The organism is Streptomyces sp. NPDC017448 (assembly GCF_044330565.1).
Lineage (GTDB): Bacteria > Actinomycetota > Actinomycetes > Streptomycetales > Streptomycetaceae > Streptomyces.
Map to the genome: position 1 here is coordinate 789948 of NZ_JBIRLM010000001.1, position 25964 is coordinate 815911.

24 protein-coding genes and 1 pseudogene are annotated in these 25964 nt (G+C 72.4%); 13 read left to right on the forward strand and 12 right to left on the reverse strand.

Annotated features, from left to right (window positions below):
• The first annotated feature begins 16 nt into the window (after positions 1-16).
• The 3 genes from cas7e to cas6e are packed head-to-tail and all read left to right on the forward strand — an operon-like array spanning position 17 to position 2675.
• Complete coding sequence (gene cas7e, locus ACH4K1_RS03575; RefSeq protein WP_398086138.1) at positions 17-1192, forward strand: type I-E CRISPR-associated protein Cas7/Cse4/CasC; 1176 nt, start codon at positions 17-19, stop codon at positions 1190-1192.
• On the forward strand, positions 1189-2013 hold the full coding sequence (gene cas5e, locus ACH4K1_RS03580) for a type I-E CRISPR-associated protein Cas5/CasD (protein ID WP_398086140.1): 825 nt from the start codon (positions 1189-1191) through the stop codon (positions 2011-2013). The genes cas7e and cas5e overlap by 4 nt, the downstream gene beginning before the upstream one ends.
• Positions 2010-2675 carry a type I-E CRISPR-associated protein Cas6/Cse3/CasE gene (gene cas6e / locus ACH4K1_RS03585; protein WP_398086142.1) on the forward strand — a complete coding sequence of 222 codons (666 nt, stop codon included), beginning with the start codon at positions 2010-2012 and terminating at the stop codon, positions 2673-2675. The genes cas5e and cas6e overlap by 4 nt, the downstream gene beginning before the upstream one ends.
• 321 nt (positions 2676-2996) lie before the next feature.
• Here cas6e and ACH4K1_RS03590 read toward each other — a convergent pair whose 3' ends face one another.
• Entirely contained in the window at positions 2997-3587 is a 591-nt protein-coding gene (locus ACH4K1_RS03590) for a hypothetical protein (protein WP_398086144.1), read from the reverse strand.
• Between the two features lie 97 nt (positions 3588-3684).
• Positions 3685-5706, reverse strand: a complete 2022-nt coding sequence (locus ACH4K1_RS03595) for a hypothetical protein (RefSeq protein WP_398086146.1) — start codon at positions 5704-5706, stop codon at positions 3685-3687.
• A gap of 251 nt (positions 5707-5957) precedes the next feature.
• Here ACH4K1_RS03595 and ACH4K1_RS03600 point away from each other — a divergent pair, with 251 nt between their 5' ends.
• Together ACH4K1_RS03600 and ACH4K1_RS03605 are read left to right on the forward strand one after the other, a co-directional pair.
• Entirely contained in the window at positions 5958-6551 is a 594-nt protein-coding gene (locus tag ACH4K1_RS03600; RefSeq protein WP_398086148.1) for a hypothetical protein, read from the forward strand.
• Between the two features lie 105 nt (positions 6552-6656).
• The gene (locus tag ACH4K1_RS03605) at positions 6657-7907 is read left to right on the forward strand and encodes a hypothetical protein (RefSeq protein ID WP_398086151.1); all 1251 of its coding nucleotides are present in this window, start codon (positions 6657-6659) and stop codon (positions 7905-7907) included.
• Positions 7908-7940: 33 nt separating this feature from the next.
• On the opposite strand, the gene ACH4K1_RS03610 is transcribed toward ACH4K1_RS03605, so the two are convergent.
• Positions 7941-8333, reverse strand: coding sequence for a DUF192 domain-containing protein (locus ACH4K1_RS03610; protein ID WP_398086153.1), 393 nt, complete (start codon positions 8331-8333; stop codon positions 7941-7943).
• 124 nt (positions 8334-8457) lie between these two features.
• On the opposite strand from ACH4K1_RS03610, the gene ACH4K1_RS03615 reads away from it, so the two are divergent.
• From ACH4K1_RS03615 to ACH4K1_RS03625, 3 genes are all read left to right on the forward strand, one after another.
• Positions 8458-9417 carry a prepilin peptidase gene (locus tag ACH4K1_RS03615; protein WP_398086155.1) on the forward strand — a complete coding sequence of 320 codons (960 nt, stop codon included), beginning with the start codon at positions 8458-8460 and terminating at the stop codon, positions 9415-9417.
• 190 nt (positions 9418-9607) lie between these two features.
• Entirely contained in the window at positions 9608-10438 is an 831-nt protein-coding gene (locus ACH4K1_RS03620; RefSeq protein WP_398086157.1) for a class I SAM-dependent methyltransferase, read from the forward strand.
• A 142-nt stretch (positions 10439-10580) separates the two neighbouring features.
• Positions 10581-11027 (forward strand): hypothetical protein, encoded by a 447-nt coding sequence (locus ACH4K1_RS03625; protein WP_398086160.1) that lies wholly within the window; start codon positions 10581-10583, stop codon positions 11025-11027.
• A gap of 96 nt (positions 11028-11123) precedes the next feature.
• Here ACH4K1_RS03625 and ACH4K1_RS03630 read toward each other — a convergent pair.
• Positions 11124-11535: pseudogene (locus ACH4K1_RS03630) on the reverse strand (DNA glycosylase AlkZ-like family protein); the annotation flags it as partial.
• Between the two features lie 355 nt (positions 11536-11890).
• Positions 11891-12940, reverse strand: a complete 1050-nt coding sequence (mgrA, locus tag ACH4K1_RS03635) for an L-glyceraldehyde 3-phosphate reductase (RefSeq protein ID WP_398086163.1) — start codon at positions 12938-12940, stop codon at positions 11891-11893.
• Between the two features lie 265 nt (positions 12941-13205).
• Here mgrA and ACH4K1_RS03640 point away from each other — a divergent pair, with 265 nt between their 5' ends.
• The 4 genes from ACH4K1_RS03640 to ACH4K1_RS03655 all read left to right on the forward strand — a co-directional run bounded on the left by ACH4K1_RS03640 (position 13206) and on the right by ACH4K1_RS03655 (position 18373).
• A complete protein-coding gene (locus ACH4K1_RS03640; protein ID WP_073764419.1) occupies positions 13206-13967 on the forward strand; it encodes an isoprenyl transferase in 762 nt (253 codons plus the stop codon).
• Between the two features lie 389 nt (positions 13968-14356).
• Complete coding sequence (locus ACH4K1_RS03645; protein ID WP_398086166.1) at positions 14357-15679, forward strand: PhoH family protein; 1323 nt, start codon at positions 14357-14359, stop codon at positions 15677-15679.
• Positions 15680-16068: 389 nt separating this feature from the next.
• A complete protein-coding gene (locus tag ACH4K1_RS03650) occupies positions 16069-16782 on the forward strand; it encodes a transglycosylase SLT domain-containing protein (protein ID WP_398086167.1) in 714 nt (237 codons plus the stop codon).
• Between the two features lie 190 nt (positions 16783-16972).
• On the forward strand, positions 16973-18373 hold the full coding sequence (locus ACH4K1_RS03655; protein WP_398086169.1) for an AI-2E family transporter: 1401 nt from the start codon (positions 16973-16975) through the stop codon (positions 18371-18373).
• An 87-nt stretch (positions 18374-18460) separates the two neighbouring features.
• Here ACH4K1_RS03655 and ACH4K1_RS03660 read toward each other — a convergent pair whose 3' ends face one another.
• Entirely contained in the window at positions 18461-18997 is a 537-nt protein-coding gene (locus ACH4K1_RS03660; protein WP_228990416.1) for an alkyl hydroperoxide reductase, read from the reverse strand.
• A 12-nt stretch (positions 18998-19009) separates the two neighbouring features.
• Positions 19010-19564 (reverse strand): peroxiredoxin, encoded by a 555-nt coding sequence (locus ACH4K1_RS03665; RefSeq protein WP_003966619.1) that lies wholly within the window; start codon positions 19562-19564, stop codon positions 19010-19012.
• Positions 19565-19697: 133 nt separating this feature from the next.
• On the opposite strand from ACH4K1_RS03665, the gene ACH4K1_RS03670 reads away from it, so the two are divergent.
• Positions 19698-20672, forward strand: coding sequence for a hydrogen peroxide-inducible genes activator (locus ACH4K1_RS03670; RefSeq protein ID WP_398086173.1), 975 nt, complete (start codon positions 19698-19700; stop codon positions 20670-20672).
• A 160-nt stretch (positions 20673-20832) separates the two neighbouring features.
• On the opposite strand, the gene ACH4K1_RS03675 is transcribed toward ACH4K1_RS03670, so the two are convergent.
• The 5 genes from ACH4K1_RS03675 to ACH4K1_RS03695 all read right to left on the reverse strand — a co-directional run bounded on the left by ACH4K1_RS03675 (position 20833) and on the right by ACH4K1_RS03695 (position 25869).
• The gene (locus ACH4K1_RS03675) at positions 20833-23232 is read right to left on the reverse strand and encodes an FtsX-like permease family protein (RefSeq protein ID WP_398086176.1); all 2400 of its coding nucleotides are present in this window, start codon (positions 23230-23232) and stop codon (positions 20833-20835) included.
• Positions 23229-23915: an ABC transporter ATP-binding protein gene (locus ACH4K1_RS03680; RefSeq protein ID WP_398086179.1), complete on the reverse strand. Its 687-nt coding sequence runs from the start codon at positions 23913-23915 to the stop codon at positions 23229-23231. The genes ACH4K1_RS03675 and ACH4K1_RS03680 overlap by 4 nt, the downstream gene beginning before the upstream one ends.
• Positions 23912-24436, reverse strand: coding sequence for a PadR family transcriptional regulator (locus ACH4K1_RS03685; RefSeq protein ID WP_398086182.1), 525 nt, complete (start codon positions 24434-24436; stop codon positions 23912-23914). Before ACH4K1_RS03685 ends, ACH4K1_RS03680 begins: the two co-directional genes overlap by 4 nt.
• 186 nt (positions 24437-24622) lie before the next feature.
• Positions 24623-24901 (reverse strand): hypothetical protein, encoded by a 279-nt coding sequence (locus tag ACH4K1_RS03690; protein ID WP_398086185.1) that lies wholly within the window; start codon positions 24899-24901, stop codon positions 24623-24625.
• Positions 24898-25869, reverse strand: coding sequence for an SPFH domain-containing protein (locus tag ACH4K1_RS03695; RefSeq protein ID WP_398086188.1), 972 nt, complete (start codon positions 25867-25869; stop codon positions 24898-24900). Before ACH4K1_RS03695 ends, ACH4K1_RS03690 begins: the two co-directional genes overlap by 4 nt.
• Between the last annotated feature and the right edge of the window lie 95 nt (positions 25870-25964).

A 25964-nucleotide genomic window follows, 5' to 3' on the forward strand; every position in this document is an offset into this window, starting at 1 on the left:
CCCAAGGAGCTCCTCGATGACCCGCACGCCGCGCTTCCTCGATATCCACGTCGTCCAGCCCATTCCTTACGCGAACCTGAACCGGGACGACACCAACTCGGTGAAGACCATGCTCTACGGCGACGCCTTGCGCACCCGCATCTCCAGCCAGTCCTGGAAGCGGGCCATCCGCGAGCACTTCCAGGACGCGCTCGGTGACAACGCGCTGCGCACACGCCGCATCGGCGAGCGGGTCGCCGAAGCACTCCGCGACCGCGGGTGGGACGAGAAGCTCGCCGATCGTGCCGGCGCGCATGTCGCGGCGGGCAGCAGCATCAAGTGGGAGGTGGCCAAGGGGAAGGACAAGCAGCCCATCACGAACAAGGTCCTGACCAACGCGCTCATCTACCTCCCCGAGGACGCCGTCCAGGAGCTGGCGGACATCGCCGAAGCCCACAAGGACGCGCTCACGACCGACTTCACCGGCAAGGGAAAGACGAAGCCCGAGAGCGTCCTGAAAGGGAAGATCGACAAAATCCTCATCAAGAGGAACGGCGTCATCAACCTCTTCGGCCGCATGCTGGCCGAAGTCGACCAGGCCGGTGTCGACGGCGCCGTCCAGGTCGCGCACGCCTTCACCACGCACACCACCGAGGTCGAACTCGACTACTTCGCAGCCGTTGACGATGTCACCGCGACGAAGGGCGATGAAACCGGCAGCGGCCACATGGGCACGGCCGAGTTCAGCACCGGCACCCTGTACCGGTTCGCCACAGTCGACCTGAAGGAGCTGGCCAAGAACCTGAGCGACGACAACGACATCGCCGTCGAAGCCGCGCGCGAACTCGCCGGCCAGTTCCTGCTCTCCTTCATCGAGTCGCTTCCCCAGGCCAAGAAGAACTCCACCGCCCCGCACTCGCTCCCGCACCTGGTCCATGTGGCGGTCCGCTCCGACCGGCCCCTGTCCTTCGCCGCGGCCTTCGAGGAGCCCGTACGGTCCGCTCAGCACGGCGGCTACGTCGTGCGTTCGGTGGAGGGCATCGACGCCTACTCCAAGGCTGCGAACACCCTCCTCGGCCCCGACCGCGTCCTGCACGCGGCGCACGCCTCCCTCCACTTCGACAAGCTGGAGCATCTCGGCGAGCGTCATGCGTCCTTCGACGCTCTCGTCACCGCCGCCGTCCGCGTGGCGCTCGCCGAGGCCCCCCAGTGACCGGGAAACCTGCTCACGGGGTGCTGCTGCGCCTGGCGGGCCCCCTGCAATCCTGGGGCACGCACAGCAAGTACCTGTGGCGTGACACCGCCAGGTTCCCCACGCGGTCCGGCGTCGTGGGCATGCTGGCCGCAGCGCTCGGGCGGGAGCGCGAAGCGTCCTTGGACGACCTCACGTCGCTGTCGATGACGGTACGCGTCGACCGCCCCGGTGTGGTCCTGTCCGACTTCCACACGGTGGGCGGTGGGCTGCCCGCCGATAAAACGGTGATCACCGTGGACGGGAAACGTAGGGGCGAAGGTAGGGGCACTCTGGTGTCCAAGCGTCAGTATCTGGCCGACGCCGCTTTCACCCTCGCGCTCACCGCCGACGACACAGATCTGCTCCACATGTGCGCCGCCGCCCTGCGCGACCCGCACTGGCCGCTCTTTCTGGGCCGCCGGTCCTGTCCGCCGGAAGGCCCGGTCCTGCTGGGTACCGTAGAAGATCCGCTGCGCCACCTGGTGCAGCTGCCGCTGGCGGCCAAGAAGCCGCGCCGCGGCCGGCAGCCGACCGACTTCTACAGTGACAGACCGCTCGGGGTCCTCCCCGTGGACTCCGACGCACCGGACAGGGGCGATGGCGATCACCACAGCGGCGAAGTCACGGACGAGCCGCTGTCGTTCACCCCGCTGGAGCGCCGGTATCGGCCCCGACCCCTGTACCGGCGTGCCGTGCACCTGCCGGACGCACCGTACGAAGGCTTCGGCACCGGCTACCTGGAAAAGCTCCGCACCTACATCGACACCCACTTCGCCAAGCCGGAGAGGAGCTCCCGGTGACCTTGTGGCTGAGCCGCATCGTGCCTTCGCCCAGTTCTCACGCAGCCCGCAGGGACCTCGGTGGCAGCGACCAGGGCATCCGGTTGCACCAGCGCATGCTGCAGATGTTTCCCGACGGAGTCGAAGGCCCGGCGCGGGCCGCGTTCGGAGTCTTGTTCCGTGCCGAGGATGGCCCACGTGGACCGCGCATTCTCCTGCAGAGCCACATAAAACCCGACTCTTCACGCCTGCCGAACTCCTATGGCCGTGTCGAAACGCGTTCCCTCGACGCCCTGTTGTCGACCCTGCACAAGGGAATGGTCGTCAACTACCGCTGTGTGGCCAACCCCGTGCGCAAGCCGGGTACCACCTCTCGGGAAGCCTATGGGCTCCCGCCGGTCGTGGCCCTGAGCGGCAACGCCGCTGTTGAATGGTGGGAACGCCAGTCCCGTGCGGGCGGGTTGGAGCCGTTGCACATCGACGCCCACCCGCTCGCCATGGTGCGCGGCAACAAGAGTTCCAAAAAAACCGACCCAAAGCGGCAAATCCAGCATGCCCGCACACAATTCGATGGAACGGCCCGCGTCGTCGACGCCGGCCTGCTGCGCGAGAAGCTCGCTACGGGCATCGGGCGGGGCAAGGCGTACGGATGCGGGCTGCTCAGTATTGCTCCTGCTGGGTGAGTTCATCCGCGAGCGTCGATCGGCGTCGTGCCGCGCTCCTGGAGCAACGGCGACGTTCCGGCGCGGCAGGATCTCCGCCTCTTCTCCAGGGGCCCTACGCGGGAGGGGGTGGACCGTCGTGAAGGGCGCTCTCCGCGCGAGCGGAGGTGAGCCGCAGACGAGGACGATGCCTGTGACGACACCGCCGTGCTCTCCGCGTGAGCGGAGGGGGGCGTTTCGGTTGCCGTCCTCGCCCGGCCGCCCGGGGCCCTCCGCCGTAGACGAGCCTCCCGCCCTGACGCCTTTGGGGGAGACGGAGCGCCAACCTCTCTCCGTACTGGTCTACTTGACCGTGATCGACCCCACGAACGCGTCCAGCTCCTCCGCGTCGACCGCGTCCTTCACCGCGTTCAGGCGCACCACGAACGGCACGCCCTTCGTGTCCACGCCCGCGACCAGGACCCCGGTCATCGGCGTTCCCCTGTTCGGGGTGTCCTCCTCGCCGTCCGCCGTGAAGTCGTAGTCGATCCGGCGGGCTTCGCGGGCCTCGTGCGCGTCCTCCGGGCCGGCGAGGCGTACGTCCTCCGTCGCCTTGCGCGTGGAGTTCAGGCCGATGCCCGCCCCCGCCGCCGCGGCCGCCCCCGCCGCGTCGTGCACCCCCGTCGCGAAGTCCAGCTGGACCGAGACCATGCCGGTGCGAATGCCGTCCTCCTCCCGGAGCGCCACGGCCGCGTTGCTCTCCGCCCGTTCGGTCGCGGGCTGTTCCGCGTACCCCTCGCTCTTCGGGTAGCCCACGGTCAGGCTCCTCGTCTCCAATGTGCCCCAGCCGTCCGGTACATCGGCCGGCCCGTCGCCGTCACCGCACCCGGACAGCAGCAGGGCCGCTCCGAGGACGGCCGCCGCACCGGCCGCCGAGCGCCTTCGGGTCCGCACCGACGCCCCCGTACCCCGCGCGTCCCGTGCCCTCCACGTCCTGGCCAACACCGTTCGGGTCACCGTCCCTCCGTCTCTTCGTCTCTCCGTCGCATCGTCAGTTCGCGCAGTAGCTGTACGGAAGGTAGGCGCGCGCATCGCCCCGCGGGGCGCCGAGGAACCGCGCGTCCGCCAGCGTCTCCTTCTTCTCCTCCGTGGAGAGGGAGAGCCCGAGGCTCATGCCGAGCGAGATCTCGAAGCCGAACTCCTGGGCGTCGCTCTCCCCGGTGTACCGCAGGGTGCTCGACAGGCCGTCCTCGAACATCAGCTGCTGGAACGGGTCGGCGCCGTCCGGGCGGTTCTCCATACCGTGGTCGCCGAAGAGGTAGGCGAAGGGGGCGGTGTTGTCGCCGGAGCCGTCCAGCCACTGTTCGGCGACGGCCCGCTTCGCCTCGGTTCCCGCGTCCGTGTCCTTGCCGAAGACGATCGAGTTCGTCACCACGTCGATGCCGGTCTCGCCCGAGGAGTCGGACACGCCGCCCTTGCCGCCGCGCTTGTCCTTGCCGCTCTCGCCGTTGTCCCCGCCGACCTCGACCTTCCCGGACGTCGAACCGCTCTCCACCGTCTGCGTCATGTCGATGCGGACGATCTTCCCGGTCTTCTGATCGCGGGTCACGGTGATGGCCCCGGTGCGGTTCTGCTTGGCGCCCACGGTCCCCTTGAGCGGGCCCGTGTTCCCGCTCGCCCTGCCCTCCAGTTCGAGCTTGGCGGTGTACGTGGCCGACTCGTTGCCGTTCACGTCGTCCCGGGCGATCGTCACCTCGGGCGAGAATTTCGCCTTGCCGCCCAGCTTGGCGCCGAGTTCGTCCTCGTCGCCGCCCTTGACCGAGAGTCCGCCGTCCGCGTACGCGTTGAGGCCGACCGTCGAGTAGGAGATCTTCTTGTCACCGATCTTCTTCTCGACGGCCTCCTTCTTCTCCGCCCACTTCATCGCGGAGTACCAGCCGCCGCCGTAGCCGCCGCTGTGCCTGGTGGAGGTCTCCCACAGCTTCATCTCCTCGATGTCGTCCCGCATCCGCTGGGCCTCCTCCTCGCTCGCGAAGATCCAGGTGTCACCGTTGGTGATCTTGATGCCGCCGCCGATGTCGACGTCCGCCTTGCCCAGGCTCCCGAGCTTCACGCCCGGCGTACTGGCGGTGGCCCCGGCGGAGGCGGCGTCGGTGAACGTCATGGAGACGACCTTGTCCTTCCCGTCGACCGTGCCGTCGCCGTTCACGTCGGTGTTGGCCTGGGAGACCTTCTGCTGGAAGCCGTACTCCTCGCCCCACTCGAACCAGCCGACCTTGACCTTGCCCCCGGCCGTGTCCGAGATGCTGGAGACCTGGCACATCTTCGGCTCGTACTCCGCGTCGGTCTTCGGCTTCGCCTCGGGGCCGGCCCCACCGGAGGAGCAGGAGCCGCCGCCCCCGGCCAGCGAGCCGATCGCGCACCGCAGCCGCTCCCCGATCTTCCCGCCGACCCCGGCCATCGCCATCGCGCCGATCAGCAGGGCGGTGAGGACGACGACGCCCAGGTACTCGGTCGCCGTCGCGCCGCCGTCCCGCCAGTCGTACGCGTACCGGGGCGGCTCGGGGGGCCGGGCGGCGCGCTCCTCCAGCAGCCGGTCGACAGCCATCCCCGACGCCGCACCGGCCGCCAGCGAGACCGTCGGCATGAGGACGCCCTCGATGCCGACGACGTCCCCGGCGACGGCGAAGCCGTACAGCAGCCCGGCCACGGGTACGGCCAGGACCGCGAGCGGGTACAGGGTGCGCGAGGACGCGCGGTGCTCCTCGGGGAGGACGCGGGCGGCGGCCAGGACCGTCAGGAGCGTCACGACGAGGGCGGGCAGATGGATCAGACCCAGCCGCCAGCCGAAGGTCTCCCACCGCGCCTCGGTGCCGAGCAGTTCGACCAGGACCCGGTTCACGGCGAGCCCGAGGGCGAGGTAGACGAGGCCGCCGGTCGCCCAGCTCCGGGTCAACGCGAAGAAGCGGCCGCCCCGGTGGCCGCGGTGCGGGGCGCCGGCGCCGGCGATGCCGTCGCGCCCCTGCGGTATGCGGCCCGCGCCCCGGTCTCCCCAGCCCCCGCCACCGTTCACGGCACACCTCTCCTCGACCCCGCACGTGTTGCCCGACGGCTGGGAGCGTACGGACGGAGGACCGCCCCGGCCCGGGCCTCCGGCCCCAAAGGAGGGCCCAACTACGGTGAGACCGGGCCGGGTGTTCCACCGGCGCCGTCCGTGGGTCCGTGGGCCCACGCCGCCCCGGCCGCCGCTCAGTACGCTCGGAGGTGCCGGGGGCAGCCGACCGCGCCGCCGCGATGCCGAGCGATGGGGTGGGGTGGGCGTCGATGGGTGCCGGATTCTTCTACTCGTACCACCTGGGCTGGTCCCGGCCGGACGCCCGGACGCTCCTGGGCGACCTGGAGGCCGAAGGGCTGCGCCCGGCGCATCCGGTGACCGGCCGTACGGTGCTCGTCAGCCTCGACTCCGCTTCCCTGGGGGCCCGTTCGCCCGTCACCCGTGAGCAGCTGCTGTCCCTCGCCGGGCTCCAACGGCTGCACGAGGTCGGATTCCGGCTGTGGGCCGACGCGGGCCCCGACCTCCTGGTGCGCATCCGGCGGGCCCGGGGCGGCGTCGTCGCCGTCGAGTTCTCCGTGGGGGAGCTGCCCGGCCCGGAACGGGAACACGCGGTGAGCGCCATCCGGCGGACCGTCGGCCGGGCCTCCGTCCTCTGTATCGGCTTCGTCGTGGACCGGACCGGCGCGACGGCCGCCACCGACTGGGACGGCGTCGTCATCGAGGGCGCCGCACCCCTCGACGCCTGGCCCGACACCGTCGCCGTACGGGACGACACCGCCGCCCGCCACCCGCAGCTCGCGGTCACGGACGCGGTGGACATGGCCCCGTGGAAGGTGTTCGGGAACGAGGTGCTGGGGGTCTGAGCCGGGGCCGGACGGGGCCCGAGCCGGGAAGCCGGACGGGGGCCGGGGCCCGGTCGCCGGGACGCCGTGGCGGGGCGGGCCCGCCCCGACGTCATAATCGGCCATATGTCCGATCACCAGCTCCGCCCCCGGGCCCCGGCGCCCCCCGCCCCGGCCGCCGGCCCCCGCGCCCCCGGCCCCCGGGCCGCCGCCGCGTTCCGGTCCGCCGCGCCCGCGCTCGCGGTCTACGCCGCCGTGCGGGCCCTGGGGCTCCTGGTCTTCTGGGTGGCCGCGTCGGCCGCCGGGAAGGACCCGCTGGGGCCGCTCAGCGGACGCTGGGACTCCGTCTGGTACCAGCGCATCGCCGAGAACGGCTACGGCTACACCGTCACCCTCCCGAACGGCTCCGTCCACCCCGATCTGGCGTTCTTCCCCCTCCTCCCCGCCCTGGAACGCGCCGTCTCCGCCGTGACCCCGCTCACCCTCGGCGGCGCGGGCCTCCTGGTCGCCTGGACGGCCGGGCTGCTCGCCGCGTGGGGCATCTACGCCGTGGGGGCACGGCTGCGCGGACGGCGTACGGGGGTGGTGCTGGCCGCGCTCTGGGGCGTCTACCCGACGGCGTTCGTCCAGTCGATGGCGTACACCGAGACCCTGTTCACCGCGCTCGCCGCCTGGGCGCTGTACGCCGTCCTCACCGGGCGCTGGATCGTGGCGGGCGGGCTCTGCGTCCTGGCCGGGCTGACCCGCCCCACGGCCGCCGCGCTCATCGCCGCACTGGTGATCACCGCCGCCGCCACCCTCGTACGGGAGTACCGGGAGGGGCGCGCGAGCCGCGAAGGCCGCGCGGGGCCGGAAGGCGGGGAGAGGCGTCCCGCCGGACCGGTGCCGCGCCGCCGCGCCCGGATGCCGGCGGGCGTGGCGCTCGCACCGCTGGGATGGCTGGCGTACGTGGTGTTCGTGGCGGTCCGGGAGGGCGGCCCGTTCGCGTACTTCGAGGTCCAGGCGCAGTGGGGCAACGACATCGACGGCGGCGTCGCCCTCGCCTCCTTCATCGCCGGCCTCCCCTGGCCCGCCGCCCTCGGCCTGTGCGCGGCGCTCGGGCTGCTCGGGTGGCTGGTCGTCCTGTGCGTACGGCAGCGGCAGCCGCTCCCGGTCCTCGTCTACGCGGTCGCGATCGTCGTCATCTCGCTGATCGGCGCCGGGTACTTCGGCTCCCGGCCGCGCCTGATGATGCCCGCCTTCCCCTTGCTGCTGCCGCCCGCCGCGGCCCTCGCCCGGCTCCGGACGACGGGAGGCACGGCCGCCGTGCTCACCGTGCTGGCCTGCGCGTCGGCGGCCTACGGAGCCTGGACCCTCCTGGGCGCGGGCCCGCCGTAGAGAACCTGTGCCGGGCGCCCGGTGCCTGGGCGCTCACGCGGGTCCGGCGGTCCCCGGCGCGGGGGCCTCCGCCCTCAGCTCCACCTGCACGCCCGGGCGCACCCCCCACCGCTCCATCGCCCCGGCCTCCGCCTCCACCACGTGCCGGGCCCGCAACCGGGGCAGTCCGAGGCGGCCGGGCCGCATCGTGGTGACCGCCAGGACCCGGAACGTGCGGTCCAGGTACGCCACGTCGATGGCGAACCGCATGCCGAAGGTGTGCACGCTCCCGCAGGGGGTGAGCATCAACGCCCCCTCGATCCCGTCCCGGCCGAGCAACCCCCGGGTCCGGGCCCGGTACGAGGCCGCGATGCGCAGCGGCACCTCCCGGGCCCCGGAGTCCGTGCCGACCGTGAGCGTCCCCTCGCTATCGCGCCATGTCCTCATGGGCACCGACCGTAGCCCCCGGGGAAGGCGTACGGACCCCGAACGGCGACGCTTGGGCCCTGGCCGCCCGCTCTGGGCCCCCGGGCCCAAGACCCCTGTTCCCGAAGACCGTTAGGGTCGTTCCGTGGACGCCGTGCTGCTCGTCGTCGCCGCGGTCTGGGGTGCCGTCACCGGACTGCTGATCCCGCGCGCCGCCTACCGGTTCGCGGTCGAGCCCGAGGAGCCGTGGCGTACGGCGTGCCCGGCGGGCCACCCGCTCACCGGCCCGGTACGGGGCTGGCTGGGCCCGGTCCGCTGCGCCCCCTGTGCCGCCTCGGGGCCGCCCGCCGCCCCGGGAGCGGCCACGGCCCGGGCGGCATCCGGAGCGCCGACAGCGGCCGCGACCCCGGACCGCGACACCGCCGAAGCCCCCGCTGCTGAAGCCCCGGCCTCCGAAGTCTCCGCTGCTGAAGCCCCGACCGCTGAAGCCCCGGCCTCCGTCCCTCCTGGCGGCCCCGCTCCTGGCGGCCCCGCTTCCCGACCCCGCGCCCCTGGCCCGCCCGTCTACGCGCCCCGCATCCTCGCCCCCGTGGCCACCGTGGCGGTCTGCGTCGTGCTCGCCGCCGCCACCGGCGCCAGGCCCGAGCTGGTCGGGTGGCTGGCGCTGACGCCCGTCGCGGTGCTCCTCGCCGTGGTCGACCGGCGGGTCCACCGGCTGCCCGACCCGCTGACCCTGCCCCTGGCGGGTGCGGCCGTCCTGCTGCTCGGCGGCGCCGCCCTGCTTCCCGGGCACGCCGGGTCCTGGACGTCGGGCCTGCTGGGCGGCCTGGCCCTCGGCGGCTTCTACCTCCTGCTCTTCCTGATCAACCCGGATGGCATGGGGTTCGGGGACGTCAAACTCGCCCTCGCCCTGGGCGTGGTCCTCGGCTGGTACGGCTGGGCCGTGCTGTTCGTCGGCGGGTTCACCGGGTTCCTGTTCGGGGCGGTGTACGGACTCGGCCTGGTGCTCCTGCGCCGGGCGGGGCGCAGGACGGGCATCCCCTTCGGCCCGTTCATGATGGCCGGGGCGTTGACCGGCCTGCTGCTGGGGGCTCTGGCCGGGTGAGAGCCGTACGGGAGGGGCCCGGCCCCAGGCCCGCCCCGGCCTCGTCCACCCGTGCCCGCAGAGCGCCCCCCGGCCCCGCCCACGCCCGCCGCGCATCCGCCACCGGGGCCGGGTCGCGCGCCGACCCCCTCGTCCGCACCCCGCCCCGAATCCGTTCGCGCCCGCCGGGTCCGCCTGACACGATTCCCCCATGTCCGAACGAGCCGCCCCCGGCCCCGCCCCCGCCTCCGAGGAGCCCCTCTCCTTCGCCTCCGCCGCCTCCCGTGACCGGTTCGAGGCCCTGGTCGCCGAGGCCGACTCCGTGTCCGTGGACGGATGGGACTTCTCCTGGCTCGACGGCCGGGCCACCGAGCAGCGCCCCTCGTGGGGGTACGCCCGCGCGATGGCCGACCGCCTCGGCCGGGCCCGCGCCGCGCTCGACCTCCAGACCGGGGGCGGCGAGGTGCTGGCCTCCGCGCCGAAGCTTCCCCCGGTCACCGTGGCGACCGAGGCGTGGCCGCCCAACGTGGCCCGTGCCACCGCCCTGCTGCACCCGCTCGGCGCGGTCGTCGTCGCCGACGAGGACGAGCCGCCGCTGCCCTTCGGGGACGCCGCCTTCGACCTCGTGGTCAGCCGTCATCCGGTCACCACGTGGTGGGAGGAGATCGCGCGGGTCCTCACCCCCGGTGGCACGTACTTCTCCCAGCAGGTCGGCCCGGCCAGCGTCTTCGAACTCGTCGAGTACTTCCTCGGCCCCCAGCCGCCCGAGGTCCGTCGCGCCCGGCACCCCGAGGACGCGCGGGCCGCCGCGACGGCGGCCGGACTCGACGTGGTGGACCTGCGCTCCGAGACCCTGCGCACCGAGTTCCACGACATCGGCGCGGTGGTCTACTTCCTGCGCAAGGTGATCTGGATGGTGCCCGGCTTCACCGTCGAGCAGTACCGGCGCCCCCTGGCGGCGCTGCACCGGAAGATCGAGGAGGAAGGGCCGTTCGTCGCCCGCACCGCCCGTTTCCTGATCGAGGCCCGCAAGCCCGGCTGACGGTGGCCGGGTGACACCCTCCCGGCCAACCCGCTTGCCCCGTACGCCAGTTCATCTGCGTCCGGGAGGCAACGGGATCGTGCGGGCAGCCGTCCTACCCATCGGAACGGCTCACGCACGCACAGCGACGGAAGGGGCGGCCATGACCGTGGAGCGGGAGGGGTGCGCGGTGTCCGCCGGGCGCGCCCGGCACGGCAAGGCCGACTGGCTCACGGGGGCCAGGGTCACCGCCGTCCTCGGGGTGTACTACCGGCCCGAGGGGCGGGCGGGGGAGCCGGAGGCCGTCGAGTTCGTCCTCGCGGACGGCCCGTCCGTCCTGCTGACCTGCGCCTCCGACCGTACGCTGCGCGTCACCCCGGGCTCCTGGCCGCGGCTGCCCGAGTGGTGCGTACCGGCGAGCCGTTGGCAGCACGCCCCGCCCGCCCAGCTGCCGCAGGCGCCGTACGGGGGAGCGTGGACCGTCGCGGGCACCCAGGAGCTGAGGGACGCTGGCGGGGAGGTGCTCCAGGCCGTGATCCGCTGCGAGGAGGGGGACTTCGTGGTGGCCGCCGGGGACACGATGGCGATCCGCTTCACCCCGCGGACCTGACCCCGACCCGGCCCGACTCGATCCGCCCCCCCCGCCTCGGCCCGACTCGATCCGCCCCGCCCCGATCCGGGCCGGCCCGCCCCGCCCCGCCCCGCCCCGATCCGGGCCGGCCCTGCCCTCGGGGAAGGGGCTCGCACCCGTCGGGAGGGCGGAGAGGGCTCCGGGCCGCGGCGGCAGGTCCGCGGCGGGCGGCAGGTGCGCCGTGCCGCGCGGGCCGAACGTCTTGCCCAGGGTCCGGTCGGTCCACAGGGCCGTACGGACGTCCGTGCGCGTCAGCCCGTACCCGCGCAGCCCCACGGACAGCTCGGCGGCCGAGAGCACCTGGGCGTGCGCGCCGGGCATCGCGGCCGCCTCCCCCGCCGGGGACGCGGCGGGGGAGGCGGAGGGGAGGAGGGGAGAGGGGAGGAGGTGCTGCCGGGGCGAGCCGCCGGGCGCTCGCCCCGGCCCAGGTCACGGTGGGGGCCGGGGGCGCGTCCGGGGCGGCGGTCGCACGGGATCGGTTCGTCATGCCTCGAACGCAGGGCCCCTTCAGGTCGGATTCCGTCCTCTTCGGCCCGGGCGGCGTCAAGGCGACGGCATCAGGCGACCCCTCGATACGGATGCCGATAACGGGGGCGACGGACGAGGCCGGGCGGGGGCGCGTCCTGCTCGGAGCGCGGTCCGGCGGTTTCGGAGCGTAGTGGCGGAGTGGCGTGGCACGCGGCGGGACTTACGAAGGGTTATGGTGGAAACCCCCCCTCGGGCCGGTCCGTATCCCCCCCCACGGACCGGCCCGTTTTTTCATGGGCCCGGACCGGCCGGTTTTCCGTGGGCCCGGACCGGCCCGTTTCCACGGGACCGCTTCGGCGGCGGCCCCTGGTACGTCAGCCGCGGCCCGCCCAGATGTTGGTGCCCGCCGTGTCCACCGCGAACGCGTCGATCTCCCGCCGCTCCTCGGCGGTCAGCGCCGGAGCCGCGAGGGCCGCCACGTTCTCCTCCAGCTGCTTCACGCTCGACGCGCCGATCAGCGCCGACGTCATACGGCTGTCCCGCAGCACCCACGCGATGGCGAGCTGGGCCAGCGACTGGCCGCGACCGCGCGCGATGGCGTCGAGCCCGTTGAGCCGGCGGACGACCTCGTCCGAGAGCAGCCCCGGGTCGAGGGACTTGCCCTGGGTGGCGCGCGACCCCTCCGGGATGCCGTTCAGGTACTTGTTCGTGAGCAGCCCCTGGGCGAGCGGCACGAAGGAGATGCAGCCCATCCCGGCCGTCTCCAGGGTGTCCAGCAGCCCGTCGTCCTCGATCCAGCGGTTGATCATGGAGTAGGACGGCTGGTGGATCAGCGCCGGCACGCCCATCTCCTTCAGCAGCCGCGCCGCCTCGGCGGTCTGCTCCGCGGTGTACGAGGAGACGCCCGCGTACAGCGCCTTGCCCTGCCGGACCGCGGACGCCAGGGCGCCCATCGTCTCCTCCAGCGGGGTGTGCGGGTCGAAGCGGTGCGAGTAGAAGATGTCGACGTAGTCGAGGCCCATCCGCTTCAGGGAGGCGTCGAGCGAGGACAGCAGGTACTTCCGCGAACCCCACTCGCCGTACGGGCCGGGGTGCATCAGATAACCGGCCTTGGTCGAAATGACCAGTTCGTCCCGGTAAGGGGCGAAGTCCTGGGCGAACAGCCTGCCGAAGTTCAGCTCGGCCGAACCGGGCGGCGGGCCGTAGTTGTTGGCCAGGTCGAAGTGGGTGACGCCGAGGTCGAAGGCGCGGCGCAGGATCGCCCGCTGGGACTCCAGGGTGCGGTCGTCGCCGAAGTTGTGCCACAGCCCCAGCGAGAGGGCGGGGAGCTTGAGGCCGCTGCGTCCGGTGCGCCGGTACTCCATGGAGTCGTAGCGCGTGTCGGCGGCGCGGTAGTACAGATCGGGGGAGAGGTAATCAGTCACGTTTCACTCCTTATCACGGAGTTGTGACAGACCGGGTTGGGCCCCCGTGACCCGGTCGCAGTAATGTGGCGGCTTCGGGGAATGCCGATGTGCGGCGCGGCGCAGGCCCGCGCGGCCGTGTCCAGTGGTAAGGGGCGCGGACCGCCGGGGGGAGTGTCCGCGTGGCGCAGACCGCGCAGCGATCCCCTGCGGGGGACGGCCCCCGGACCCCCGGCGACGGGGAGGGCGGGCCCCGGGCCCGTACGGAACCGAGAGGGTGAACGCAGTGAACTTCCGCGACCTGGTGTACAGGCTCTACGCGCGCCGGGTGGAAGGCCGCCTGGACCACGATCAGGTGCCCAAGCACATCGGGGTCATCCTCGACGGCAACCGGCGGTGGGCCAAGGCGTCCGGAGGGTCGGCCGTGCAGGGCCACCAGGCCGGCGCGGACAAGATCTCCGAGCTGCTCGGCTGGTGCGACGAGACCGATGTCGAGGTCGTCACCCTCTGGATGCTCTCCACCGACAACTTCGACCGCCCCGAGCACGAGCTGAAGCCGCTGCTCGGCATCATCGAGAACACCGTGCGCAACCTCGCAGCGGACGGCCGCTGGCGGGTCCACCACGTGGGCACGCTCGACCTGCTCCCGGCGGAGACGCAGACGGTCCTCAAGGAGGCGGAGGAGGCGACGGCCGGCGTCGACGGGATAATCGTCAACGTCGCGGTCGGCTACGGCGGCCGGCAGGAGATCGCGGACGCGGTGCGCTCGCTGCTCCTGGAGCACTCGTCGAAGGGCACGACCTTCGAGGAGCTGGCCGAGATCGTTTCGACCGACCTGATCTCCGAACACCTCTACACCCGGGGGCAGCCCGACCCCGACCTGGTGATCCGCACCAGCGGCGAACAGCGGCTGTCGGGCTTCATGCTCTGGCAGAGCGCCCACTCGGAGTACTACTTCTGCGAGGTCTTCTGGCCGGCCTTCCGCAAGGTCGACTTCCTGCGGGCGCTGCGCGACTACTCCGCCCGCCACCGCCGCTACGGGGCCTGAGCGCCCCTGCCGCACGCGTGACCCGACGGCTCCCCCGGTACCCGTACCGGGGGAGCCGTCGCGTCCGCCGGGGGTCATCGCGCGTCCACCAGGACTTCTCCACACCGTGTCATATGCAGCGGCATGGCTTCGGACGGAAGAGGGAATACCCCTGTCAGGTCGACGTCCGGTCAGCAACCAGGCGGATGTCGCGTCCAAGTGAGCGGCACCCAGCCCGCTCGCCCGGGAGGCCCTTTGCACACGAAGGACCGCAGACCGTCCGCGGCCGGCTCGGTGGCCGCGGCCCGGCCCGTGCACAGGCGCCCGATCCCGGCCCGTCCTCTCCTTTCGGGGAGTTCCGCGACCGTTCGTCGCACTCCCCGACCTCGTCCGAGGGGGTACGTCCTTCCGTGGTGACCAGCAGCAAGCGCCGTCTGTCCGACCGGCGCACCTATGTTCTCGACACCAGCGTCCTGCTCGCCGATCCCGGGGCCGTGTCCCGCTTCGACGAGCACGAAGTCGTGCTGCCGATCGTGGTGGTCACGGAACTGGAGGCCAAACGGCACCATCCCGAACTCGGCTACTTCGCCCGGCAGGCCCTGCGCCTCCTGGACGACTTCCGGGTCCGGTACGGGCGGCTGGACGCCCCGATCCCCCTCGGGGAGCTGGGCGGAACGCTCCGCGTCGAGCTCAACCACTCCGACCCCGGGGTCCTGCCCGCCGGCTACCGGCTGGGGGACAACGACTCCAGGATCCTCGCGGTCGCCCGCAACCTCCAGGCCGAGGGGTACGACGTCACGGTCGTCTCCAAGGACCTGCCGCTCCGCATCAAGGCGTCCTCCGTCGGCCTCCTCGCCGAGGAGTACCGCGCGGAGCTCGCCATCACGGACTCCGGCTGGACCGGCATGAGCGAACTGACCCTCGCCGGGGAGCAGATCGACCTGCTGTTCGGGGAGGAGACGCTGTACGTCCCCGAGGCCGCCGGGCTGCCCGTCCACACCGGCCTGGTCCTCCAGTCCGAACGCGGCAAGGCGCTCGGCCGGGTGACGGCCGAGGGCAACGTACGGCTCGTCCGCGGCGACCGGGAGGCGTTCGGCATCCACGGGCGCAGCGCGGAGCAGCGGATCGCGCTCGACCTCCTCCTCGACAGCGACGTGGGCATCGTGTCGCTGGGCGGACGCGCGGGCACCGGGAAGTCGGCGCTGGCCCTCTGCGCGGGCCTGGAGGCGGTGCTGGAGCGGCAGCAGCACAAGAAGGTGATGGTCTTCCGCCCGCTGTACGCGGTGGGCGGCCAGGAGCTCGGCTACCTCCCCGGCAGCGAGGCCGAGAAGATGAGCCCCTGGGCGCAGGCGGTCTTCGACACGCTCTCGGCGGTCGCCGGGCGCGAGGTCATCGAGGAGGTGCTCGGGCGCGGGATGCTGGAGGTCCTGCCGCTCACCCACATCCGCGGCCGGTCGCTGCACGACGCGTTCGTGATCGTCGACGAGGCCCAGTCGCTCGAACGGAACGTCCTGTTGACCGTGTTGTCCCGGATCGGGGCGAATTCGCGTGTCGTGCTCACCCACGACGTGGCCCAGCGGGACAACCTCCGGGTCGGCCGGTACGACGGAGTCGTCGCCGTCGTCGAGAAACTGAAGGGCCATCCGCTGTTCGCGCACGTCACGCTCGCGCGGTCGGAGCGTTCGCAGATCGCCGCGCTGGTGACCGAAATGCTGGAGGAAGGCCAGATCTGACCCGCATGTCCCGTTGATGCCGCCCGGCGAGCCAAGGAGCTTAGCCGGGCGGCATGCTGCTGTGCCGTCATTTCCGCGAAACCGGAGGGCCGAACGGGGTGTGACCTTTCCCACGCAACACAGAATTGCCTCCCGGCGTCCCCGTCCGGCAGAGTCTTGCTTCCGTCAGGCCCCGCATACGGCACTTGGGCGCCTCCAGAGGCGCCACGCACCACACAACTCAACACGAGACGTCCGTATGCCGCCCGCGAGCACCACGCGGCAGCCCCTTCACCGGGGTTGCGCACCGGGCCCGTGCCTCCCGTGACCCACGCAGTAGGGAGGCCAGTGCCAGGGGCACGAACGCGCCCGCGAGGTCACCTAAGCGGGCGATGCTGGAAGGACACCATGTGAGCCGGATCTCGGTCCGGGGGTTCGCCGTGGCATCCGCCACCGCGGTCACCACCGTAGGCGCCGTCGTAGGCGTTGCTGCGGGCGGCGCACCTGCCGCCGACGACAACAACTTCGAGGCAGCCGCAGCCGACACCACGCTGCTCGCAGACATCCCCGCGGGCCAGCAGGCCCAGGTCCAGACCGCTTCGCTGATGCAGCAGGCCGATGCCCAGGCATCCGCCGCCGACGCCGCCGCGAAGAAGTCGGCCGAGGAGTCCGCCCGCATCCAGGCCGCCAAGGACGCCAAGTCCAAGAAGAAGGCGGCCGAGGACCGGCTGGAGGCCGAGCGCAAGGCGGAGAAGGAGAAGAAGGAGGCCGCCGAGCGCGCCAGCCGTTCTTCCGTCCGTGACGCGTCCTCGTTCTCCGCACAGGGTTCCTACAGCGTCGCCGAGGTCAAGGCGATGGCTCGTCAGATGGTCCCCGCCGACCAGTTCCAGTGCTTCAGCAACATCGTGAACCACGAGTCGACCTGGAACTACCGCGCGACCAACCCGTCCTCCGGGGCGTACGGGCTGATGCAGGCGCTCCCGGGCCACAAGATGTCGTCCGCCGGCGCCGACTGGCAGACCAACCCGGCCACCCAGATCAAGTGGGGCCTCAGCTACATGGACGGCCGGTACGGCTCCCCGTGCGGCGCCTGGTCCTTCTGGCAGGCCAACAACTGGTACTAGAGCGCGTCCGGCGAACTCCCCGGACCCGCCTTCTCAACCTCCCGAGGCCCCTCACCGTCCGTACGGTGAGGGGCCTCGCGCGTGTACCGTCGCATCCCGGCGCGCCCGGGGGCCGGGCGAGGGCGACGCGAAAAGCGCCGTGTCGCGTCCCGGAGCGCTGAGCGGCGGAGATGGGGGAAGGAAAGCAGGCATGTCGAAACTACCGGGTTGGCTGGGCCGCTTCGGCTCCGAACTGACGGAGCTGGGCGCACGGCTGGACGAACGCCGCGCGCGGGCCGCCGCCGATGACGAGCCCTTCACCGTGAAGGGGGCCGTCCCGGAGGACGAGGTCGGGCAGGTGCCCGCACCCCCCTCGTACGCCCCCTCCGTCGCGGCCAAACCCGATCCGGTGGCCGCGCTCCCCTGGGGGATGCGGGTCGCCGCCGAGGCCGGGTGGCGCCTCCTCGTCCTCGCCGGGACGCTCTGGGTCCTGATGCGGGTCATCAGCGCGGTCCAGCTCGTCGTGCTGGCCTTCGCCGCCGCCCTGCTCATCACCGCGATGCTCCAGCCGACCGTGGTGCGGCTCAAGCGGATCGGGCTGCCGCACGGGTTCGCCACCGCCGTGACCGCCGTCCTCGGGTTCGTCGTCATCGGCCTGGTCGGCTGGTTCGTGGTGTGGCAGGTGATGGACAACCTGGACACGCTCTCCGACCGGGTCCGCGACGGCATCGACGAGTTGAAGCGCTGGGCGCTCGACAGCCCCTTCCACGTCACCGAGTCGCAGATCAACGACATCGCCAAGAACCTCAGCGACACCATCGGCACCAACACCGAGGAGATCACCTCCGCCGGTCTCCAGGGCGTCACCGTGATGGTGGAGTTCCTCACCGGGCTGCTGCTGGCGATGTTCTCCACGCTGTTCCTGCTCTACGACGGCCGCCGCATCTGGGAGTGGTCGCTGAAGCTGGTGCCCGCCGCCGCCCGCCCGGGGGTCGCCGGAGCCGGGCCGCGCGCCTGGCGCACCCTGACCGCCTACGTGCGCGGCACGGTGCTCGTCGCCCTGATCGACGCCATCTTCATCGGCCTCGGCCTCTACGTCCTCAACGTGCCGCTCGCGGTGCCGCTGGCCGTCTTCATCTTCCTGTTCGCCTTCATCCCGCTGGTCGGCGCGGTGGTCTCCGGGGCGCTCGCGGTGGTCGTCGCCCTGGTCACCGAGGGCGTGTGGACCGCGCTGTGGGCGCTGGTGGTGGTCCTGGCGGTGCAGCAGATCGAGGGCCACATCCTGCAGCCGTTCATCCTCGGCCGGGCGGTCCGGGTCCATCCGCTCGCGGTGGTCCTCGCGGTGGCGACCGGCGGCCTGGTCGCGGGCATCGGCGGCGCGGTGGTCGCCGTACCGCTGGTCGCCGTCACCAACACCGTGGTCGGCTATCTGCGCTCGTACGGCGAACCGGGCGGACGCGGCGGACGCCACGGGGCCACCGCCCTGTCGATGAACCCGGCGCACGCCGGTCCCGCGCCCGCGCCTCCGCCCGCGCCGCCCGGCCCGGCGACGGCGGCCGCGGACGCCCCGGGGGACGAGCGCCCGCCGGAGGACCGGCCGCCGCAGGAGTAGGGGAGCGGCGGAGTGAGGCACGGGAAGAGCCCCGAGGACGGTCGGTCGTCCTCGGGGCTCTTCCCGTGCGTCAGAGGTGGCGCGGTCTCACTGCTCGGCGAGTACGGCCTCGGCGTCGAGGGTCACACCGACCGCCTGGATCACCGAAGCGACCTTGACGGCCTCCTGGATGGTCTCGCGGTCCACGCCGGCCTTGCGGAGCACCTGCTCGTGGGAGTCCAGGCACTGACCGCAGCCGTTGATGGCGGAGACGGCGAGCGACCACAGCTCGAAGTCGACCTTCTCCACGCCCGGGTTGCCGATGACGTTCATCCGCAGGCCCGCGCGGAGCGTGCCGTACTCCGGGTCCGACAGCAGGTGCCGGGTCCGGTAGAACACGTTGTTCATCGCCATGATGGCGGCCGCCGACTTCGCCGCGCTGTACGCCTCGGCGGAGAGGTTGGCCTTCGCCTCGGGCTCCAGCTCGCGCAGCACCTTCGGCGACCGCGAGGCGATCGCACAGGCCAGCACGGTCCCCCACAGCTGCTGCTGCGGGAGGTCGCTGTTGCCGATGACCGAACCGAGGTTCAGCTTCAGGTCCTTGGCGAAGTCCGGTATGGCGGACTTCAGTTCGTCGAGTGCCATGTCCGTATCAGCTCACTCGCCCGAGAGGAGCGCGACCGGGTCCAGGGTGTTCTCGCCCTTGGTCCAGTTGCACGGGCACAGCTCGTCGGTCTGCAGGGCGTCGAGGACCCGCAGGACCTCCTTGGGGTTACGGCCCACGGAACCGGCGGTCACCATCGTGAACTGGATCTCGTTGTTCTGGTCGACGATGAAGACGGCGCGCTGGGCGAAGCCGTCCTCGCCCTCGATGCCCAGGTCGCGCATGAGCTCGTGCTTGGAGTCGGCCAGCATCGGGAAGGGCAGGTCGGTCAGGTCCGGGTGGTCCTTGCGCCAGGCGTGGTGCACGAACTCGGAGTCACCGGAGAAACCGAGGATCTGCGCGTCGCGGTCGGCGAACTCCTCGTTCAGCTTGCCGAAGGCGGCGATCTCGGTGGGGCACACGAAGGTGAAGTCCTTCGGCCACGCGAAGACGATCTTCCACTTGCCCTCGTAGGTCTTGTGGTTGATCTGCTCGAACTCCTTGCCGCTCTCCAGCGAGACACAAGCAGTCAGGTCGAACTCGGGGAACTTGTCACCGACAGTGAGCACGCGCTCTCCTTGCAACGTCTGGAATTCCCTTTTTGAGGGCCTTCCTGAGGGTTGGACGGTTCCCACCTTGGCACAGAGTGCATTGATCACGGAAATAGCTACACTCGGTCGGGATGATCGGAGGTGCCTATCAGTGAGCCACGGCAATCAGGGCATACGCCCCAAGCAGCACGGCAAGCAGCCCAGTCTGTCGCAGCTGCGCGCCTTCACCGCCGTGGCGGAACATCTGCACTTCCGGGACGCGGCGGCCGCAATCGGGATGAGTCAGCCGGCACTCTCCGGAGCGGTGTCCACCCTGGAGGAGGCACTGGGTGTCCAGCTCATCGAGCGCACGACGCGCAAGGTGCTGCTCTCGGCCGCCGGGGAGCGGCTGGCGGTACGGGCCGGGGCGGTGCTGGACGCCGTCGCCGCGCTGATGGAGGAGGCGGAGGCGGTCCGGGCCCCCTTCACCGGAGTCCTCCGGCTCGGCGTGATCCCGACCGTCGCCCCCTACCTGCTGCCCACCGTGCTCCGCCTCGTCCACCAGCGCTACCCGGAGCTCGACCTCCAGGTCCACGAGGAGCAGACCTCCTCGCTGCTGGAGGGGCTCGCCGCCGGGCGGCTCGACCTGCTGCTGCTCGCCGTCCCCCTCGGGGTGCCGGGCGTCACCGAGATCCCGCTGTTCGACGAGGACTTCGTGCTGGTCATGGAGCAGGACCACCGGCTCGGCGGCCGTTCGGACATCCCGCGCGACGCCCTGCGCGAGCTGCCGCTGCTGCTCCTGGACGAGGGGCACTGCCTGCGCGACCAGGCCCTCGACATCTGCCGTGAGGCCGGCCGCACCCAGGGCGCACCGGTCACCACGACCGCCGCCGGGCTCTCCACCCTGGTCCAACTGGTCGCCGGCGGGCTCGGGGTGACGCTGCTGCCGCGCACCGCGGTGACGGTGGAGACCGGCCGCAACGAGGCGCTGGCCACCGGGTGTTTCGCGGACCCGGCCCCCAGCCGGCGGGTCGCCCTGGCGATGCGGACCGGGTCGGCGCGGAGCGGCGAGTTCGAGGAGCTGGCGGCGGCCCTGCGCGAGGCGATGCGCCCGCTGCCGGTGCGGCCGGTGGCGGGGAACGGCTGAGCGCGTCCGCGGCTCCCGCACGGCAGAGGCGCCCTGCTCCCCCGTACGGCCGGTGTTCCCCCGTACGGCCGGTGTTCCCCGTACGGCCGATTCCCCGCGCGCACGCGTGCGGCCGGGGCCCCCTTCCCGGGGCCCCGGCCGCAGGCGGATCGGGCGGGCGTCACTCGGTGCGCAGGCCCTCCGGCCGCATCAGGCGCCACAGCGACGGCAGCGAGGCCAGGGTCACCAGCGCGATCAGCCCGCCCCCGGCGCCCACCATCGGCCAGAACAGCCACCAGTCGGCCACCGGCTTGCTGATCATCCAGGCGAGCGTCGCGCCGAGGCCCAGGCCGCCGAGGACCGCGACCGCGAGGCCGAGCACCACCGGCACGGCGGTCTGCCACAGCACCGACCAGCCGAGCGTGGAGCGCCGGGTGCCGAAGGCCACCAGCACCGACAGCAGCCGCTTGCGCTCGCGCAACTGCTCCAACTGGGAGACCAGCATCGAGGCGGCGATGAGCAGCAGCACCACGGTCGCCCCGACCTGGAGGCCGGTGCGCACGCTGTCGAACTGACGGTCGCGCTCCACCGGGTTCAGCTCGGCGAAACGCATCCCGGGGTCGATCCGGTACGCCGTGGTGCGCACGTGCTCCGCGACGTCCGGCACGCGCTCGTCGACCCGGATCTGGGCGACGATCGTGGCGCCGGGCAGGGTGCTCGCGTCCAGCGCGCCGGTGGTCGCCATGATCCCGAAGTGGGTCTCGCCCATCGGGTCCTTGCGCCCGGTCACGGTCTCGGTGTCGGCGGGGAGCGTCCACCGGAACGGCTTCCCTTCCATGCCCTCACCGATCAGGACGGTCTTGCCCTTGCGAGCGGTCTGATCGACCCAGTCCGCCTGCCCCTTGTCGTTCGGCGGGTGCACGACGAAGACGTCGCCGTCCTCGCACCGGTCGATCCGGGCCAGTTCGCGCAGGGTCGCGCAGGTGCCGATGGTCAGTGAGGTGGTGGGCGGGATGTCGTCGTCCGCGTACGTGCCGGGCTTGCTCGCGTACGCCTCCACCGAGCCGATCACCACCTCGACGCCCTCGGTGGCGCGGAACCGTTCGATGGCCGAGGTGGCGGCGTCGCCGGTGACGTCCTCGGAGTACGCGGCGAACTGGGCCCGCGAGGGGTCCTCGCCGGTCACCCGGTGGAAGTCCGCGTTCATCGCGGCGAACAGCATCTGGAGGGCGATCGCCCCCGCCACCGCGACCGTCACCCCGCTGACCGCGCGGGACGCGGCCCCGCTGCTCAACTGGAGCCGGCGGGTGGCGAGCTGCCAGGGGACCGGGCCGCCGCGCAGCCGGTTCACGCACGCCTCGACCAGCCACGGCAGCAGCAGGGCGAGACCGACCAGCACCAGGACGGCGCCGGAGGCTATGGCGAACGGATCGACCGGCTCGTAACCGTTGGTCCGGCCCGTCGCGCCGAGCACCGCGAGGCCGGCCGCGGGCATCAGCAGCCGCCACCACAGCCGGCGTCCGCGCTCCCGGCCCCGGCGTACGACGCCGAGCGGCTCGATCACCACGGAGCGCATCGCCACCAGGGTGACCAGGACGGCGGTCAGCGGCACCGCCACCACGATGAGCAGGGCGAGCCAGGGGTCGGGGACCACGTCGGCGGGGAACGCGCTGACGTCCCAGACCTCCACCGAGCCGACGAACAACCGGCCCACCAGGAAGAACGCGAGGCCGATCAGCAGCCCGAGCAGTGCGCCGAACATCGCCTCCCCGGCGGCGATCCGCCGGGTCGTCCGGGTGTCGGCGCCCACCAGGCGCAGCGCGGCGAGCCGGCGGTCGCGGCGGTCGCCGCCGAAGCGGACGGCGGTGGCGATGAAGATCGCGACCGGCACCAGCAGCACGACGCAGACCATCACGATGAGCACGATGAGCAGCGGCGGCAGCGGGTCGGCCGGGCGGACGTCGCCGTACCCGGTGACGCGGTGGGCGCCCTGGGCGGGCGTCAGGGTGTCGCTGCCCGCGTAGTAGAAGAGCTCATCGGGGGAGCGCAGCCCTGCGTCCCCGATCGTGCCGGTGATCTCGTACGGCAGCCGCTCGCGCAGCAACTCGCCGCCGGGGGAGGCCAGCAGCTCCTTCAGGGCGGGGGAGACCACCATGGTGTCCGCCGCGGGGAAGTGGTCGACACCCGGAGGCAGGGCGGGGTCGGCGCCCTCCGCGCGCATCAGATGGCCTCCGACCGTCTGGCCGCGGTAGTCGGTGCCGGCGTTGATCCGCAGCACCGAGCGGTCCGACTTCGCGTCCGCGTCGGACGACGTGGAGGCCGGGGCCTCCTTGCGCGCCTGGTCGCGGGCGCTCCGGGCGTCCAGCAGATGCGGTACGGAGGAGGCGAGCAGCAGCAGGGCGACGCCGAGGCCGACGCCGACGGCGGTCAGCAGCGTGCGGGTCCAGCCCTCCCGGCCGCCGCCGGCGGCGAACCGGATGCCGAGGCCGAGGTCGCGGAGGACCACCGCGCCGCGCGAGGGCGGCGTCGGGCGCGGGGGTGCCGCGGCCCGGTCCGTGCCGGGCTTGTCGAGCAAGGTCATGCGGAGTGCTCCAGGTCGCGGGCCCGGCCGTCGCGCACGGTGACGTCACGGTCGGAGTAGGCGGCGACGCGGGCCTCGTGGGTCACCAGGACCACGGCGGCGTTGGTGGAGCGGGCCGCCTCGGTGAGCAGCTCCATCACCCGCTCGCCGTTGAGGGAGTCCAGCGCGCCGGTCGGCTCGTCCGCGAAGACCACCTTCGGCGAACCGGCCAGGGCGCGGGCCACGGCGACCCGCTGGCCCTGCCCGCCGGAGACTTCGCCGGGGCGCTTGGCGCCGAGGTCGTCGACCTCCAGCCGCTCCATCCACTCCAGGGCGGTGCGCTCGGCGGCCTTGCGCTTCACACCGTTGAGACGGAGCGGCAGGGCGACGTTCTCCACGCAGGTCAGCTCCGGGACGAGCTGGCCGAACTGGAAGACGAAGCCGAAGTCGCTGCGGCGCAGGGCGCTGCGCTCGGCATCGGACATCGCGGACAGCTCGCGGCCCGCGTAGGTGATGGTGCCGGAGTCGGGCGTGATGATCCCGGCCAGGCAGTGCAGCAGGGTGGACTTGCCGGAGCCGGAGGGGCCCATGACGGCGACGACCTCACCGGGGTGCACGGAGAACGACGCGCCGTCCAGCGCGGGCGTCGAGCCGTAGGTCTTGCGCAGGTCGTGCGCGGCGAGCAGGGAGCCTTCGGGAATCACGGGGCCACCACCTTGGCGAGCTGGTGGAGACGGGCGGCGGTCAGTTCCAGCCAGCGCAGATCGGCTTCGAGGTGGAACAGGGCGTGGTCGCAGATGAGCTGGTCGGCGAGGTCGCCCGCGCGCTTGCGGTCGGTGAGGATCCGCATCATCCGCAGGTGCTCCGAACGCTGGGCGTCCAGCAGGTCGGCGGCGCTGCGGTCGGTGAGCAGCGCGAGGACGACCTTGGTGTACAGCGTCGACTGGAGGTAGGGCTCGGGCTTCTCGGGCTGGGCCAGCCACCGCGAGACATCGGTGATCCCGGCGTCGGTGATGGCGTACCGCTTGCGCTCCGGGCCTCCTTCGCTCTCGACGCCGTCGACCTCGACGAGTCCGTTCTTCAGGAGCCGGGACATCGTCGAGTAGACCTGGCCGTAGTGCAGCGGACGGTCCTGGCCGAACTTCTCGTCGAAGGTCCGCTTCAGGTCGTAGCCGTGGCGGGGGCCGGACTCCAGAAGCCCGAGGAGGGTGTGACCGATAGACATGAGGGGCACTGTACACGGGGTGTATACCTAACGTGTATATGCGTCCGAAAAGCGACCCCCGGCCATAAAAGGGCCCGGGGCACGGGACGCCCCGGCCGCCGGGACCGGGCGGCGGGACCGGAGGCGGGGCCGGGGGCGGGGCCGGGGGCGGTCCCGGGCGGCGGTCCCGGGCGGCGGTCCCGGGCCCTACCCCGAGGGCCCCTGCTCCGGAGGCCCCGGGTCCTCGGGCGCCTGCTGGGGCGGTCGCCCCCGCCGGGCGATCGGCCGCGCGGTCGTCGGCAGCCGGCCCGCCTCGGCGAGCGCCCGGCGCAGCAGGAACTCGATCTGCGCGTTGGTGCTGCGCAGTTCGTCGGAGGCCCAGCGGGCGAGTGCGTCGTGCACGGCCGGGTCCAGCCGCAGCAGCGTCTGCTTGCGCTGCTGCGGCCGGGGCGCCGGCGTCCGCCGGGGAGGCGTCGGGTCGGTCACTGGTAGAGGGTGCCCGTGTTGAGGACCGGCTGGGCGCTGCGGTCACCGCACAGCACCACCATCAGATTGCTGACCATGGCGGCCTTCCGTTCGGAGTCCAGCTCCACGATGTCCCGCTCGGCGATCCTGTCCAGGGCCATCTCGACCATGCCCACCGCGCCCTCGACGATCTGCTGGCGGGCCGCGACGACCGCGCCGGCCTGCTGGCGCTGGAGCATGGCGGAGGCGATCTCCGGGGCGTACGCGAGGTGGCTGAAGCGCGACTCGATGATCCGGACGCCCGCCGCCTGCACCCGGGCGGTCAGCTCGGCGGCCAGCTTCTCGGTGATCTCCTCGGCGTTGCCGCGCAGCGAGAGGCCGCCCTCGTCGTGGGCGTCGTACGGGTACTCGAGGGCGATGTGCCGGACGGCCGACTCGGTCTGGGTGGCGACGAACTCCAGGAAGTCGTCGACCTCGAAGAGCGCCTGCGCGGTGTCCTCGACCTTCCACACGACGATCGCCGCCAGCTCGATCGGGTTGCCGTAGGCGTCGTTGACCTTGAGGACGGCGGTCTCGTGGTTGCGGACGCGGGTGGAGATCTTGCGGCTGGAGGTCAGCGGGTTGACCCACCGCAGCCCGTCGGCGCGGATCGTTCCGACGTACCGGCCGAAGAGCTGGATGACCCGGGCCTCGCCCGGAGCGACCATCTTCACACCGCTCATGCAGAAGAACGAGGTGATCACGAGGAGCACGCCGAGGACGAGGAGCGGGACGCCGACCGCGTTGCTGCCGTTCGCCCCGATCACCCCGCCGACGATGGCGAGGCCGACCCCGGCGAAGACGCCGAGCACGGTCAGGAGCAGTCCGAGGCCGCCCGGTATGGAGTGCGCGGTGACCTCCCTGACCTGCGGTGCGGGCATGTCGGGGGCGTCGACCGGGAGGTCCGCGGGCGGGGCGTCCGGGCGGTGGTCGTCGTGGTGGGCGGTCATGGGCTCCCCCGTTCCGCGCGGTATCGCACCGCGCTATCAATGTGATGTCACATTATCGGATCTCGCAACCTTGTCCACCTCTGAGGAGTCGGTTC